Origin of the sequence: Pseudomonas sp. IT-232MI5 (assembly GCF_949767845.1) — a bacterium.
In the GTDB taxonomy this organism is placed as follows: Bacteria; Pseudomonadota; Gammaproteobacteria; order Pseudomonadales; family Pseudomonadaceae; genus Aquipseudomonas.
Window position 1 is genome coordinate 361941 of the sequence record NZ_CATKQE010000022.1, and the last position, 14570, is coordinate 376510.

Here is a 14570-nt window from a genome sequence, read left to right on the forward strand (position 1 = left end):
ACATGAACCCAAAAGAAAATTACCTGCACGAGTTCTTCAGGATTTTCTTCGCCAACAAGCAACTGGTGAAGCGCATCTTCCTGATCTTTGCAGTGATCGCGCTGTTGCTGCCGCTGTTGCTCAAACAGAGCTTCGATATCACCGCACAGGTGATCGTGCAGTCGAAAAAACTGTCTCAGGGCGATGCGACCACCTCGCTGACCCAGGACAACGCCACCTTCATTCCGCCATCGCTGGCGGATATGGAAACCGAAAGCAATATCCTCCGTTCGCCGGCGCTGATCCGTCAGACCATCAGCGAACTGCGCGATCAGGGTCAGTACAACCCGCCGCCGGGGATGCTCAGCAAGCTGCTCGGCGAACCGTTCAAGAATTACGTCAGCACGCCGCTGCGCGAATACGTGATCAATCCGCTGCGTGATGCACTGGGCATGGAAACCGATCCGGTGCGCGACACGGCACTGGATGGCTTGACCCAGGAAGCCATCGACAATCTGAAGATCGAAACCCTGCCGGGTTCCAATGTGATCTCAATCGTCTACAGCTTCCCTGATCCTGCCCAGGGCACAACGTTCGTTGCCACGTTGCTGCGCAACTATCTGGTCGATCGTCAGGCGCTGCAATCGATCGAGCTGCCGCACTCGTTCTACGAGACCAAGAAGCATCAATATCAGGTGCGGCTCGATGGTCTGGAAGGCGCACGGCTGAGCCTGCTGGAAAGTGTCGGTTCGTCCGATCCGAAAGAGGAAATCACCTTTCGCCTCAACGCGATCAACACTGAAGAGCAGGCACTCAACCTGTATCGCGATCGCTTGCTGCAAAGCCAGCGCTGGCTCGATTACCTGAAAACCAGCCTGGCCGCCGCCAACACCAACAAGCTCAACGACTACACCTTCCCGTTCACCTTTACCACTACGGTGGACAACATCGCGTTCGAAGACCGTGAGATCCGGCAGATGGGCGAGGCACTGACCACTCAGGTCAGCCGCTATATGAATGACCTCGCGGTATTTCAACCCAGTAGCGAACCGATGTTGCTGACCCGCGAGCAAATTGCCCGCACCCGCCAGCAGTTCCTCAAAGTGGTCAACAACCGCATCCAGGAACGCACGATCGACCTGTCGGTAGTCAGCCAGGTCATCGAGCAGAAAACTGCGCGCATTGCCGAATTCAAGAATCGCATCCATCAATTGCAGCAAACCCAAAGCAAGCTGCGCCAGATGGACACCGAGATCGGCGCATTGCACGCAGCGTTTTCAACCTATGCGCAACGCTTTGCCGAAAGCAGCACGACCCGCGCGCTGGACAACGACTTGTCCAACGCCCGTGTCTTGAGTCCGCCGTATGAACCGACCGAGGCGGCGTTTCCCAAGCCGATGCTGATCATTCCGTTTGGTTTGCTCACCGGTCTGCTGCTGGCCATTGCCTTCGTCTATGTGCGTGAGTTCTTCGATCACCGCTTCAAACATCCGGCGCAAATCAGTCATGAACTGGGCCTGCCGGTGCTGTTGGTAATCAATGAAGAAACGTCGCAGCCTGGCAATCCGCACAAGAACTGGACCATGCCCAGCCTGGTTCACTGGGTGCGCAATTGAACGCGGCGTCCACCCCGTGCGTCGCCCTGCCGATCATTCATTTGCTCAGCAGCGGCGGCTTCTACGGAGCCGAGCGGATGTTGCTGGATCATTGCCTGGCGACGCCGGGGCAGCATCAGGTGCTGTTCCTCGACGCGCCAGCCGAGCTGATCGAGCGCTTTCGTCAGGCCGGGGTGGACGCCCGCGGCTGTGCCGGGCTCGGCGGACTACTGCGGCACTTGCATCAGCGCCGTAGTGACAAGCCGTTGCTCAACACGCACAACTTCAAAGGACAACTGTTTGGCTGGGTCGGCGCAACGCTATTGCGCCTGCCGCTGGTCATCACCCAGCACGGTTTCACCCCGCGCAGTCGCAAGCAGAAGTTCTACACCTGGCTAAGCCTGCAATTGTGCCGCACGGCCTCGGTGAAGCGGGTGATCTGTGTAGCGCAAAGCATCGCTGCGCTGCACCGTGAGGCCGGCGTCCGTGCAGAGAAGTTGCAGGTGATTGCCAACGGTTTGCCAGCGGCGCCAGCACTGCCGCCGGCGCTGGAACGACAACGCTGGCTGGTCGGTTACGTCGGTCGGTTGAGCAGCGAAAAAGGCCCGGATCTGTTTCTCGATGCGCTGATTGCGTTGTGTCACCAGCATCCGCAACTGGACGCCGTGATGCTCGGTGACGGTCCGGAACGTGAGGCCTTGCAGGCGCGTATCGACGCTGCCGGTTTACCACAGCGGATTCGCTTGCCGGGCTATCAGACGGCGATGCAAGGCTGGTGGCAGCAACTCGATGCGCTGGTGATCAGCTCGCGCACCGAGGGTACGCCGATGATTCTGCTCGAAGCGATGCAGGCCGGTGTGGCGGTGGTGGCGTTCGCGGTCGGTGGCATTCCCGATGTCTTGCAGGACAGCCACAACGGCCTGCTCGCCGCACCGACCGATACCGCCGCCCTCGCCCGTCAGCTCGACACGTTGCTGGCCGAACCGAAGCTGGCCGCACAACTACGCGACAACGCCAGACGCACACAACAGGAACGCTACGACCTCAAGGCTTTGGCTGAACACTGGTCGCAGCTGTATATCCACACGGCACGGGAGGCACGCGCATGATTTTCCCGCTCTCGATCGTCAGCCTGCTGGCACTGGTCTGCATGGCTTTGCTGGTCAGTCCTTATCCGTATCTGGCGCCGGGGGCAGTGCTGGGGCTGCTGGGTTTCACGGTGCTGTACCGCAAACCGGCCTGGGGCCTGCTGGGTATTGCCGCGCTGGTGCCATTTGAAGGGTTCTTCAAGGACAGCGCGTTTTCCGGGAGCAAATTCCTCGGTGCTTCGCTGGCGCTGATCCTGGCGTTGCAACTGGCATTGCACCAGATTCCATCGCAGCGCCTGCGCAGCAATCTGTGGCGCTACCTGATCGGTTTCATGACGCTGTACCTGTTGAGCCTGATCGCCACCGACAACATGGGCATGTCACAGAGTCATCTGCGTGAACTGAGCGTGGGCCTGATTCTGTTCGTGATCACTTTGTTGATCGGCCGCGAGCTGAACCTCGATCTGTTCGCCCGGCTGGTCACGCTCAGCGTCAGCGCCACCTGCGCGATGGCGATGTTTTCCAGCCGATTCCAGGACAAGGGCCGCGCCGCCGGCCTGCTCGATGACCCGAATGCCTTTGCGCTGCTGATTGCCTTCGCCGTGCCGCTGGGCCTGCTGCTGGTGATTCGCAGCCCGAACCTGCTGCAACGATTGTTCTGGGCGGGCTGCTGCCTGTTGCTGCTGGGCGGCATGACCAAAACCGAGTCGCGCTCAGGCCTGGTGGTACTGGCCTTGAGTCTGGCGATCGGGGTCTGGCATTACCGCCAGCACCTCAACCGTATCCGTCCGCGGCACTTCGGATTCGCCATGCTCGGCGCCGCCATCGTGCTGCCATTGGCGATTTATGCGATGCCTGCCGGTTATCTGGCGCGCATCCAGTCGCTGAGTATCTTGAGCGCCGGGGCCAAGGCTCAGGATGAATCCCTCGGCCGTCGCGCCTCGTACATTGTCGTCGGCAGCCAGATCATCCGCGAGCATCCGCTGCTCGGCTCGGGCCCCGGAACCTTCCCGTTGCACTATGCGACCACCGGTTATGCCAAGGCATTCTCGGCCAACCGCAAGATCGGCGATCTCTATCGCCGGGCGCATAACACTTATCTGGAGATCTTCAGCGAATTGGGGATTCCCGCCGGCCTGCTGTTTGTCGGCTTGCTCGTGCAGGGTTTCTACAACCTGATCCGCGCACGACGCGAATGGCTGCAACGGCGCGAGTGGCAGCAAGCGGACCTGATGACCCATCTTGGAATGAGTTTCCTGTCGTTGACGTTGTTTCTGATGTTTCTCAGCGCGCCGAACCTGAAGTACCTGTGGATCATGCTTGCACTGACCTGGGTACTGCGCCTGAAAGCCGAGCAAGCACCGCTGACGGAGGCCAGAGCATGAGCCGGATCAGCATCGTCATTCCGATGTACAACGAGGCACGGCACATCGGCCGCACCCTCCTGGCCGCCCGCAAAGCCGCGAACGCCGCCGACATCGACTGTGAACTGATCGTCGTCGACAACGGTTCCACTGATGACGGGCCACAGATCGCTCGCGCCTTCGGCGCACAGGTGCTGGTGCTCCCCGGCCTGCTGATCGGCGCCTTGCGCAATCGTGGCGCAACGGTTGCCAGCGGTGAATGGCTGGCGTTCATTGATGCCGATATCGAAATGCCCGAAGACTGGCTGAACGAATTGTTCGCTCTCGAAGCGCAGAATCAGGGCGACATCTTTGGCCTGGATCTGCACACCCCCGCCGCCGCGCCGTGGTACGCGACCGCCTGGCAACGGCGCATGTTGCGTCCATCAGCGCACGCCAGTCGCACCGTGGACTGGCTGCCCAGCGCCAACCTGTTGATGCGCAAACGCTGGTTTGACGTCGTCGGCGGATTCAACGAAACCCTGCGCACCGGCGAAGACAAGGAATACACCTTGCGTCTGAGCACACAGGGCGCTCGGCTGCTGTCGACCAGTAACAGCATCGCCCTGCATTGGGGCTACGAAATGAACTGGCGCGAGTGGATGGGCAAGGAGCTGTGGCGCCAGGGCAGCCATCTGCAGTTGCTGCGCACCCATGGCATGAGCCTGCGCCTGCTGCGTTTTCCGCTGCTGTCGTTGCTGGTCTGGATGACGGATTTTCTATTGATCGTTGCCTTGCTCGCCGGCCTCGCGCAGCTCGCGATGATCCTGCTGGTGCTGACCCTGCTGCCGAGTCTGATGCTCAGCGTGCGGCAGAGCATCAAGCACCACAATGCTCGCCTCACCTTGCAACTGTGGGGTCTGCACTGGTTACGCCTGCATCTGCCCAGCGCGGCACTTATTCTCAGTCTGTGTCATTGGAACGCCAGGAGGCCCGCCCGTGGCTGAATTCATTTTTTGCCTGTGCCTTGTGCTGCCGGCGTACGCCTACATCGGCTATCCGCTGCTGCTGACCTTGCTGGCGCCGCTGTTCCCGGCCTGGCGGCACGCGCCGGCACCGCCGCTGAACGTCAGCATCGTCATCGCCGCGCACAACGAGGCGCGACACATCGAGCACAAGTTGCGCACCCTGCTGGCCCAGGATTATCAGCCCGCAGCGCTGCAGATCATTCTCGCCAGCGACGGCTCGAGCGATGACACCGTGGCCTGCGCGCACAAAGTGATCGATCCGCGCATCACCGTCCTCGACCTGCCGCGCCAGGGCAAAGCCGCCACACTGAATGCCGGCGTCGCTGTGAGCAGCGGCGACATTCTGGTGTTCACCGACGCCGACAACCAATGGTCGCGCGACACCCTCGGCCATTTGCTCGCGCCGTTGAGCGATCCGCAGGTCGGTGCCTGCGCCGGGCACATGGTGATCCCGGTCACCGGTGGTGGCCTGAGTATTGGTGACAGCCTCTATCGGCATTACGAAGGCTGGTTGCGCCGGGTCGAGAATCGCACCGGCTGCATGGTCTCCGCCGACGGCGCCCTGCTCGCCTTGCGCCGCGAGCTGTTCCAGAACGTACCGGCCGAGGTCAACGACGACTTCTTCATCAGTACCTGCGCGCCGGTGGCGCACAAACGCATCGTTTACGTACCCCAGGCGCAAGTGATCGACCAGGGCGTTGATGAAGCGGGCAAGCAATGGCGCCGCCGCCAGCGGGTCACGGTTGGTGGCCTGCAAAGCCTGGCGCAACGCAGCGCACTGCTGAACCCGTTCAAGTACGGCCTTTATTCCATTGCCTTGATCAGCCACAAACTGATCCGCCGTCTCGCGCCGATTCTCTTGCTGCCGCTGCTGCTGAGCAATTTCTGGCTGTGGAACGAGCACGGTTTCTATCGCCTGAGCCTGATTGCGCAATTGCTCGGCTACGCGGTTGCCATCGCCGGCCTGCTGGATTCGCAACACCGTTTACCGAAGCCGTTCCGCCTCGCGGCGTTCCTTCTCGTGACGCTGGCCGGCATGAGCGTCGGTCTGTGGCAGTTCCTGCGCGGGCAACGTTACGCACAGTGGAATCCTGACCAGAATCGTTGAGAGGACTCATGCCATGGCGATCAAACAACTGCTAAAACGCACCAGCGGCTGGCTCTATCTCAACTCGTCAGTGGGGCGCAACCAGTTGCACGGTGCCGGGGTCATTTTGATGCTGCATCGGGTGCTGGCCAACGACCGTGCCGCCAACCTGCCGCACCGCAATGAATTGTGCGTCGGGCCCAAGGCCTTCGAGCATTTACTGCTGTGGCTGCGTCGGCATTTCGATTGCGTGCCGCTGATGGAAATCCTCCAGCCCAATTCGCTGCGCAGCGAGCGCCCACGGGTGGCGCTGACCTTTGATGACGGCTGGCGCGACAACGCCGTCAACGCCTTCCCGCTGCTGCAGAAACATCAGGTACCGGCGAGCATTTTCCTCTCCACCGATTTCATCGGCAGCCGTCAGCGTTTCTGGTGGGAAAGCCTTGGCGAAACCCTGTGGGGCAGCCACGGTGAAAAAGCGCGGATGCACTTGATCGAGTGCCTGCAGTTCATGCATCACCCATTGCCGGTACTGCTCGATGACATCGATGTCGACCGCCGCAGCCTGGCGCTGCTGCATTTCCTCCAAGGGTTGAAGACGCTTGACCCGCAGGAACTGGAAAAACTCACCGATGAGTGCCCAGCCGAATCACAGCCGCAAGCGCTGGACTGGCATCAAGTGCGCGCGCTGGAGGCTTCCGGTCTGGTGCGCTTTGGCCCGCACGGTGCCAGCCACGCCATCCTCACCGGCCTTGATGATCAGCGCCTGAACGAAGAAATCAGCCGCAGCCGCGATGCCTTGTACAACAGCTGCAACCGCCCGCTGCCGGTGTATTGCTACCCCAACGGCGACAACGATGAACGCGTGCGCGAGCAGATCGCCAATCACGACTACCCATTCGCCCTCGGCACCGGCACCGGCATTTATCGCGGCGAAGGCGACCCGCTGAACCTGCCGCGCTTCGGCGTCAGTCAGCGCATCGCCTGCAATCCGGCGTTGTTGTCGTGGCGCATTTATCGCGGGGCAAGGTCATGAGTCGCGGTAGCTACCTCAAGCATCTGGCCCTGAGCATGGGCACCAAACTGGCAATGATTGCCTTGCGCCTGCTGCGCAATGTGTTGCTGGCGCGGATTCTCGGCCCGAGTGAACGCGGTTTGTTCGCCCTGCTCAGCACCCTGCCGGATCTGATCAGCGCGGCGACCAGCGGCGGCTTGAATTCGGCAGTCGGTTATCAAGCGGCCAATCAGCGGCCAATGGGCTTGTTGCTCGCTCAGGTGTTGGTGTTCGGCTGTGTTCTGGCCGGGCTGCTGACCTTGCTGGTGGTCGCGCTGGCCCGTGAGTTCGGCAGCGAACTCGATGTGACGATGCAGCTCGGTCTGCTGGCGTGGCTGTTGCTGCTTGCGGTGCCGTTGACCGTCCTTAAAAGCGGCTTGCTGACCTTGCACAACGCGTCGGGCGGCGTGGTCGCCTTCAATGTTCTGCGTCTGATCGAATCCCTCGCGCCGCTGCTGTTGTTTGTTGCGCTGTTCTGGATGTGGAAAGAGGCCGCACTCGAAGCCGCGCTGATCAGTTGGCTGGCCGGCATCAGCCTGGTGGTGCTGGTCGGCTGGATGTGGCTCAAACGCGCACAGCCGCTGCAACTGCAATGGGACCGTGCGAGCCAGAACGAGTTGCTGCGCTTCAGTGCGCGCAGCCATCCGGATCTGCTGTTTCAACAGATCATTCTGCGCTCAGACTACTTGTTTATCGGCGCCCTGCTGGGCAGTACCGCGCTCGGCCACTACGCCATGGCCAGTGCCGCCGCCGAACTGTTGCTGATCGTTCCGGAGGCAGTCACCACACCGCTGATGAAGCGACTGCTGCAACAGGACAAAGGCATGGACAAGGTCACGCCGCTGGCCCTACGCCTGACCGCCACGGTGATGCTCGGCGCCTGCCTGACCATGGCAGTGATCGGCGAATGGTTGATCGTCACGCTGTTCGGTGCGGCGTATCAACCGGCGTATCCGGCGCTGCTCGCGTTACTGCCCGGCCTGCTGGGCCTGTGCTATGCGAGCATTCTGCGCCTGGATCTGATTGGCAAGGATCGCCCGGGCACGGTGTCGTTGCTGATGGGCATCGGCGCTCTGCTCAACCTGGCGCTGAATCTGCTGTTGATTCCTGCCTTCGGCATTGTCGGTGCAGCGGCGGCTTCATCAATCGCCTATCTGGCGGTGACGGTGGCGATGCTGGTGCTTTATTGCCGCTTGAGCAACGTGCCGTTCTGGCAAACCTTGATCATCCTGCCCAGCGACATCACCCCGATGTGGTTGATGCTGCAACGTCGGAAGACAGCATGAAACGCCTGGCCCTGCTGTTAGGACTCGGCCTGACGCTGAACGGTTTCGCGGCGCCGATGCAGTGGGGTGACCTGCGCGACGGCAGTCTGTACCTGCAAGCGGATCGCCCGGACACCGTAACAGTGCGATGGGTGCCGGCATGGCAGGCCGAGGCCAATGAAGAGCATATTTATCTACTCGACGGTCAGGGCAAGCTGCAGGGCGAACGGCTGATCAAAGCCAGCGAAACTCGCGGTTCGCAGAGCTGGCCGTTGCTGCCCGGCGCTGCCAGTTATCGCCTGGAGATTCCCGGCTACAGCTTCCGCAGTTATCGCGTCGAGCATGACGATAAAACAGTAGCGCTGTTCAGTCCGGCCAAAGTGCATTTCAGTGTCGAAACCGGCAATGGCGATGAGCTGTTTTTCCAAGTGGCACCGGGAGAACACGCGGTGCTGAACGGCAAATACCATGGCGGAGTCAACGCGCTGCAAGCCCAGCGCATGGATGATGGACAACAACTGTCGTTGGCCCTCAAGCCCTACCGCGCCTATTGGCAATTCGATCAAGTGGCCTTACCGGTCAGCGACCAGCCCCAGGTCTGGCGCTTGCGCCTGCAGGGCAGCGGCAAAGCGGCCTTCTGGCTCGACGGCACGGCCAATCTGTTTGCGCAAAATCCGCAGCAGCTCCAACCCTTGCGTGAAGAGCCGGGCCAGGTACGCCTGACCCTGCACGATAAGGTGCTCGGTCGCACCCCCGATCTGGGCATTGCCCTGCCCAATCTCATGCCGCCCGCGGCCAGTCATGCCGCACTGGATGCCTTGAAACCGAGTGCGGCGAGTTATTACAGCTACGTTGACGTCACTTCGAAAAATACCCGTTTCGCAGACCCGGTTCGTCAGCTCTATCAGACTCGCTTCGCCATCCGCCAGGACATCACCCTGCTCGCTGGCACCGGGCGTCAGGCCAATCTGCGCGCCGATGTGCAAAGCAACAACGGCCTTGAGGCATGGCTCGCCGGCACTCGTGCCCTGGAGGGTCAGGGCACGCATTACATCGGCTTCGCCGACGAACCGAATCTGAACTATTCGAGCTACGAAGATTATCGGGCGATTTTTGTCAGCATGGCCCGCCAGGTGCGCAGCGACCCAACCAACGCCAAGGCCGGCGTGCGCATCGCAATGCCGGCCAGCTCGCGGCTGGTCAACGGGCCGTTCACCGAAAACGCAGCAGACAAGCGCGGCATCGATTGGGCGCGGCGTCTACTCAGTGAATCCGCCGATCAAGTCGATGCATTGGCCTGGCATGAATGGATGATTCGCGACTTGCTGGCGACCCGGGTCTACCGCGACAGCGTACGCCGCGCAGCAGACCTGGTGGGGCTGGACGCTAAAGGTCAGCCACGCAAAGCGTTGCTGCTGGATCAGACCAATCTGTCCAGTGGCTCAGCCCTGAGCCCCTACGATCAGGAAACCCATTACACCGCGCTGTGGTGGGCCTCGGTGGTCATCAACGCCTCTCAGGATGGCCTGCTGAGCATGCTCAACTGGTTTCAGGCCGCCGACGAACCGCCCTACGGCAAAGGCATGGTGCGCATACATGACGATGGTCGCTTCGAGCTGAAACCGGTGGGCCTTGCCCAACAATTCATCGCCCGGCATTGGCTGCCGCAAGTGCTGCAACTGGATAACGACGCTTTTGAGGTGGATGTCCTGGCGATGGCCGGCGACAAGCAGCGCGCCCTGCTCGGGGTGAACAAAGGCACGCGCCTGCAACGGGTTGATCTGAGCGGTGCCCGGTGCCCGCTGAACCAAAGCGCCCTGCGTTTCTTCGGCGCTGACAATCGTAGCCGCGACGCATCGTTTTCCTGTGAAAACGGGCGCGTGCGTTTTGAATTGCCGGGGCAAACCCTGTTTGCCCTGAACTGGAGCGCTTCATGAACCGCCCTTCGATGTTCTGCCCCGCGAGCTTCTTGCTGTGCGTGGGACTCTCAACAGGAGAAGAGACCATGGATGTTTTGCAAAAACTCAGCGGACATATCCGTCGTAAAGGCCTGCGAGCGACCTTGGCGAAGATCCGCAGAATGTACATTTTTGCCCATCAGGAACTGCTGTGGATGGAGCGCGATCTGGTCAGCCCCGTGCCGCCGCACAATCTCAAACCCTACCCGCCGCTGCGCATGCTGAAGATCACCGTAAACAACGTCAGCGCCTTTGCCCGCTACTTCGGCAACCGCGTCGGTGTCATGGCCGATCTGGCCAGTGACGGTCACACCGGGCATATGCATGTCGACGACAAAGGCGATGCCGTGGCGTTTATCTGGGGCACGCCGCGCGACTATTTCGATCGGCATTACTACCGCTGCCGGTTTCCGGTTAAACCCGGCGAGTTTTTCGAATTCGGCGGCGAACTGACCCGTGCCTACTGGGGCACCGAATTGTCGGTAGATCTGCAACTGCGTCTGTGGAAAGCCATGGCCGCCCAAGGCTGCCGCAAAGTGGTCGATGTCTGTGACTCGAGCAACGTCCCGGCGCTCAAGCTGCACCTGCGCATGGGCTATACCGAACAACAGCGGATCATGAATATCTACACGCTGTTCGGCCGCTGGCGCTTCTATCGCGAAACCCGCTACAGCGGCTCGCGTCTGGCGGCGCTGGGTAAAACTTCCCGTCCACCTGTCACAGCAACGGCGGCCTGAACCTATGGTGATGCGATTCGAATGGCGCACATCGCTGTGCGCTGCCGACTTCCCGGCAACAGCCTACGAAGCACTGCGCCTGCGCGTAGCTGACCACACGCCGTTCAACAATCTTGGCTGGTTGTGCGCGGCAGAGCAGGCCCTGGACGAGGATCAGCGCCTGCACATTCTGCTCGGCTGGGAAGCCGAGCAATTGCTGCTGTGCCTGCCACTGGTGGCCAGCCGCGAACGCTTCGCTGGCGTACCGTTTCGCGTTTTGCATCACTTGGGTTATCCAATGGCCGATCGCCTGGCCTTGCTGTCGTTGCTCGGCAGCGAAGACATGCACAAGGCACTGGTGCTGATCCGTAAACATCTGCCCCATGCGCTGCTGCAACTCAACGAACTGTCGGAACCTGCCGGTGAAGAAAGTGCGCTCACCGAATGGATGGCGCGCAGTTCCACGGCTGAACGACGCCTGAGTTGCCGGGTGCCGGTGCATCTGATCAGCGACGCCGATCATCAGGAGATCTCCGGCGACCCGCGCTACAAGCTGCGTCGGGCGCGCAAACGGATTGCCGCATGCGGTGCGCAAGTGCGGCGAATCACTCCCGATACGCTGTCGATGCCTACGATTTTAGAAGCGCTGCAGGAAGTCGAGGCGGTCAGTTGGAAAGGTGACGAGGGCGTCGGGATTTTCGCCACCGAACGCAGTCGTCAGTGGATGCAAAGCGCTTTCACCGCCCTCGCCGCTCAAGACCTGGTGCGGGTCGTGACGCTGGAGCTGAACGGCCGCTGCATCAGCTATCGCCTCGGCCTGCTCGAACAGGGCCGGCTCTACGATTACAACCTGGCGTTTTTGCCGCAGTACGCCGACCTCGGTAGCGGGCGGGTGTTGCTGGAGGAATGGATTCGTTGGGGGCTGGAAGAGCACTGGCGCTGGATCGATGCGTCGCGGGTCAGCCTGGAAAACTCCAGCCATCAACTGCACGAACGCATGACCGGGCAACTGGAACACTGGCGCTGGAGTTTCTACTCGTGGCGCCCGAGCGGTCTGCTACTGGGCCTGGGGCTACGCCTTTGGCACCACGTCAAACCGGCCCTGCAAAAATGGCGCGCACAGCGTGCCGGCAACTCGACGGCGGCGAACACATCCGAAATTCAACCGGCAACACCATCCAACACACCTGGGCTAGCGCCTCGGAGGGCATCATGAGCGTCATCGAAAATCTGCTTCTGCGCATCAAACAAAAAGGCCTGCGCCGCACCCTTGGCGCGCTGTGGAAACGTTACGTGTTCGCTCATCGTGAACTGCTGTGGATGGAGCGCGACCTGGTCACGCCGATTGCCCCGAACAAACTGCGCCCCTGCGAAGGTTTGCGCAGAGTCGACATCACCGAGGACAACGCCAAGGCATTCGGCAAGTACTTTGGTGACCGTGTGGAGACCATGGCCGAATTGGCCGCTGAAGGGCATACGGGGCACATGTATCTGGATCAGGACGATCACACCGTCGGGTTCGTCTGGGCCAGTACTCGCGACTATTACGACCGCCACTTCTACCGCTGCACGTTCCCGGTCAAGCCCGGTGAATACTTCCAGTTCGGTGCCGAAATTACCCGGCAGTATTTCGGCAGTAGCTTGACCGTCGATGCACAGACCGCACTCTGGCAAGTCATGTCTGCCCGAGGCTTTAAAAAAGTCGTGGATATCTGCGACAACGCCAATGTACAGGCTCTGAAGATGCATATTCGCTTGGGCTATCAGGAACAAGGGCATATCACGCATGTTTACGACCTGTTCGGGCACTGGCGTTTCTTCCGCGAATCGAACTACAGCAACTCGAGACTGGAGGCGCTGCGCAAGCCGGAAAGACCGGTAGTGACGGCGGCGGCGCAGGCTTGATTCAGTCTGGATATTTGTGGCGGCTTTGATGCCGCCATCGCGAGCAGGCTCACTCCTACAGGGGTATGCATTTCAAATGTAGGAGTGAGCCTGCTCGCGATGAGGCCGGTTGCCGCACCGATCAATCACGCCTTGGTGGCGACGAGGGTAAAGCACATCGGCATCTGCGCCTCTTGATTCAAATACCGGTCATAAACCTCTTCCCGGTTCGAATGCGCATACTCCTTGAAGTGCGCAATATTCAGCCCCGCCGCAATGGCAGCGCTGAAGATGGCGCCAAGGTTATGCACAAACCAATACGACTTCGCCGACTGCTGCTCAACCTTGCCGCCATAGACAATTGGCTCTTCCTGGACAAACGGCTCGGCGCGAAAGTACGAACTGGCGAGGCGATACGGATCTTCCGCCTCCGGATCGACCATTTCCAGAAACGGATGGGTTTCATAGATCACCAGTTGGCCACCCGGTTTCAGCGTTGAAGCGACATGGCGGAAGAACTCGCCGATGTCCGGCATCCAGTTCAAAACACCAATGGTGATCAACGCCACATCGAAGCGGTTCTGCAACGACGTCGGCAGATGATGGATATCGCTTTCGATGAACTCGGCGTTGTGCGGTGAACGCTTGTTCAGCTCGCGGGCCTGTTCAAGAAACGCCGCCGATTGATCGACACCGACCACGCTTCTGGCACCCAGCGCAAACAGCGAGAGACTCTCACGGCCGTTGTTGCAGCCCAGTTGAATCACCTCTTTGCCGTCAACCTCCAGCAACCCGCTCAAGGTCTCATCAAGGCAAGAGAAATCCGCCTGCGCAACCTCGCCGAGCAAAGCCTGCCAGCCAGGCGAATCCTGGTGATGGCGAGCGGAATCGTTCCACGCCTGTCGATTGCTCTCGATGGCGGTTTTATTGTTGGGCACTTCCATGGCGCACTCCGGACGATGCTCGTGATTGAGCGGATCCGAGTCTAGATCAGCTCTTCAATTGCGGTTGTTGCAAACTTGTAAGCCAATTCGTGTAGGAGTTGCCGCAGGCTGCGATCTTTTGATCTTGTTTTTAAAGGTCAAGATCAAAAGATCGCAGCCTGCGGCAGCTCCTACAGGGATCCGATGTGGATCGAGCGTTGGGGGCGTGGGCAGCTATAGTTAATAGCCTTGGGGAATACCGCACTCGCAGGTGCCGCCATGCTAATGCTCGATCGGCTGTTGTTGACCGGCTGTCTGCTCGCTGCCACTCAGGCGCAAGCGCTGGACAGCAATTTCAATTATTACGGGCCCAACCAGCCCTTCGCCCACCCTGCTCCGTATTCGCTGGGTTCCACGCCGCCCAAGCCTTACGACGATACGGCGCCGCAGGATTTTGTGGTACTTCCGGGTGACCATGAATTCTACGATTCACAACTGCCGACGGTGGCGGATGCGACGGTGCGGGTGTTTATCCGCACCTACGATGCCGAGCGTGGGATTTATGTGAATGACGAGGTGCTGGATCCGGGTTGTGTGCTGGAGTGTTTGAGTCGGCAGCAGCATTGATCCGGGTTGCCCACAACATCTGC

13 protein-coding genes are annotated in these 14570 nt (G+C 60.5%); 12 read left to right on the forward strand and 1 reads right to left on the reverse strand.

From position 1 onward, the window contains the following. The first annotated feature begins 2 nt into the window (after nt 1-2). The 11 genes from ACM6JQ_RS15030 to ACM6JQ_RS15080 all read left to right on the forward strand — a co-directional run bounded on the left by ACM6JQ_RS15030 (nt 3) and on the right by ACM6JQ_RS15080 (nt 13018). The gene (locus tag ACM6JQ_RS15030; protein WP_007919472.1) at nt 3-1595 is read left to right on the forward strand and encodes a GumC family protein; all 1593 of its coding nucleotides are present in this window, start codon (nt 3-5) and stop codon (nt 1593-1595) included. Then, the gene (locus ACM6JQ_RS15035; RefSeq protein ID WP_414894102.1) at nt 1592-2683 is read left to right on the forward strand and encodes a glycosyltransferase family 4 protein; all 1092 of its coding nucleotides are present in this window, start codon (nt 1592-1594) and stop codon (nt 2681-2683) included. Before ACM6JQ_RS15030 ends, ACM6JQ_RS15035 begins: the two co-directional genes overlap by 4 nt. Continuing rightward, the gene (locus tag ACM6JQ_RS15040) at nt 2680-4047 is read left to right on the forward strand and encodes an O-antigen ligase family protein (RefSeq protein WP_414894103.1); all 1368 of its coding nucleotides are present in this window, start codon (nt 2680-2682) and stop codon (nt 4045-4047) included. Before ACM6JQ_RS15035 ends, ACM6JQ_RS15040 begins: the two co-directional genes overlap by 4 nt. Next, entirely contained in the window at nt 4044-5012 is a 969-nt protein-coding gene (locus ACM6JQ_RS15045; protein WP_414894104.1) for a glycosyltransferase, read from the forward strand. The genes ACM6JQ_RS15040 and ACM6JQ_RS15045 overlap by 4 nt, the downstream gene beginning before the upstream one ends. Beyond that, nucleotides 5005-6141: a glycosyltransferase gene (locus tag ACM6JQ_RS15050; RefSeq protein ID WP_007919437.1), complete on the forward strand. Its 1137-nt coding sequence runs from the start codon at nt 5005-5007 to the stop codon at nt 6139-6141. Before ACM6JQ_RS15045 ends, ACM6JQ_RS15050 begins: the two co-directional genes overlap by 8 nt. Before the next feature lie 13 nt (nt 6142-6154). Beyond that, nucleotides 6155-7156 (forward strand): polysaccharide deacetylase family protein, encoded by a 1002-nt coding sequence (locus ACM6JQ_RS15055; RefSeq protein ID WP_007919436.1) that lies wholly within the window; start codon nt 6155-6157, stop codon nt 7154-7156. Further along, complete coding sequence (locus ACM6JQ_RS15060) at nt 7153-8460, forward strand: oligosaccharide flippase family protein (protein WP_007919435.1); 1308 nt, start codon at nt 7153-7155, stop codon at nt 8458-8460. Before ACM6JQ_RS15055 ends, ACM6JQ_RS15060 begins: the two co-directional genes overlap by 4 nt. Then, complete coding sequence (locus ACM6JQ_RS15065; RefSeq protein WP_414894105.1) at nt 8457-10376, forward strand: hypothetical protein; 1920 nt, start codon at nt 8457-8459, stop codon at nt 10374-10376. The genes ACM6JQ_RS15060 and ACM6JQ_RS15065 overlap by 4 nt, the downstream gene beginning before the upstream one ends. Before the next feature lie 68 nt (nt 10377-10444). Then, nucleotides 10445-11134 carry a GNAT family N-acetyltransferase gene (locus ACM6JQ_RS15070; RefSeq protein ID WP_414894106.1) on the forward strand — a complete coding sequence of 230 codons (690 nt, stop codon included), beginning with the start codon at nt 10445-10447 and terminating at the stop codon, nt 11132-11134. A gap of 4 nt (nt 11135-11138) precedes the next feature. Continuing rightward, the gene (locus tag ACM6JQ_RS15075) at nt 11139-12329 is read left to right on the forward strand and encodes a GNAT family N-acetyltransferase (protein ID WP_414894107.1); all 1191 of its coding nucleotides are present in this window, start codon (nt 11139-11141) and stop codon (nt 12327-12329) included. Continuing rightward, nucleotides 12326-13018, forward strand: coding sequence for an N-acetyltransferase (locus tag ACM6JQ_RS15080; protein WP_414894108.1), 693 nt, complete (start codon nt 12326-12328; stop codon nt 13016-13018). Before ACM6JQ_RS15075 ends, ACM6JQ_RS15080 begins: the two co-directional genes overlap by 4 nt. 125 nt (nt 13019-13143) lie before the next feature. Here the strand turns inward: ACM6JQ_RS15080 and ACM6JQ_RS15085 are convergent, their stop codons facing one another. Next, nucleotides 13144-13941 (reverse strand): class I SAM-dependent methyltransferase, encoded by a 798-nt coding sequence (locus tag ACM6JQ_RS15085; RefSeq protein ID WP_123374854.1) that lies wholly within the window; start codon nt 13939-13941, stop codon nt 13144-13146. A gap of 258 nt (nt 13942-14199) precedes the next feature. Between ACM6JQ_RS15085 and ACM6JQ_RS15090 the strand changes: the two genes are divergently transcribed. Then, nucleotides 14200-14547, forward strand: a complete 348-nt coding sequence (locus ACM6JQ_RS15090) for a hypothetical protein (RefSeq protein WP_322846658.1) — start codon at nt 14200-14202, stop codon at nt 14545-14547. Nucleotides 14548-14570 lie beyond the last annotated feature (23 nt).

Coding starts and splice junctions, on each gene's coding strand:
- ACM6JQ_RS15030 (WP_007919472.1), top strand. CDS start 3: ATGAACCCAAAAGAAAATTACCTGCACGAGTTCTTCAGGATTTTCTTC.
- ACM6JQ_RS15040 (WP_414894103.1), top strand. CDS start 2,680: ATGATTTTCCCGCTCTCGATCGTCAGCCTGCTGGCACTGGTCTGCATG.
- ACM6JQ_RS15045 (WP_414894104.1), top strand. CDS start 4,044: ATGAGCCGGATCAGCATCGTCATTCCGATGTACAACGAGGCACGGCAC.
- ACM6JQ_RS15055 (WP_007919436.1), top strand. CDS start 6,155: ATGGCGATCAAACAACTGCTAAAACGCACCAGCGGCTGGCTCTATCTC.
- ACM6JQ_RS15060 (WP_007919435.1), top strand. CDS start 7,153: ATGAGTCGCGGTAGCTACCTCAAGCATCTGGCCCTGAGCATGGGCACC.
- ACM6JQ_RS15065 (WP_414894105.1), top strand. CDS start 8,457: ATGAAACGCCTGGCCCTGCTGTTAGGACTCGGCCTGACGCTGAACGGT.
- ACM6JQ_RS15070 (WP_414894106.1), top strand. CDS start 10,445: ATGGATGTTTTGCAAAAACTCAGCGGACATATCCGTCGTAAAGGCCTG.
- ACM6JQ_RS15075 (WP_414894107.1), top strand. CDS start 11,139: ATGGTGATGCGATTCGAATGGCGCACATCGCTGTGCGCTGCCGACTTC.
- ACM6JQ_RS15080 (WP_414894108.1), top strand. CDS start 12,326: ATGAGCGTCATCGAAAATCTGCTTCTGCGCATCAAACAAAAAGGCCTG.
- ACM6JQ_RS15085 (WP_123374854.1), bottom strand. CDS start 13,941: ATGGAAGTGCCCAACAATAAAACCGCCATCGAGAGCAATCGACAGGCG.
- ACM6JQ_RS15090 (WP_322846658.1), top strand. CDS start 14,200: ATGCTAATGCTCGATCGGCTGTTGTTGACCGGCTGTCTGCTCGCTGCC.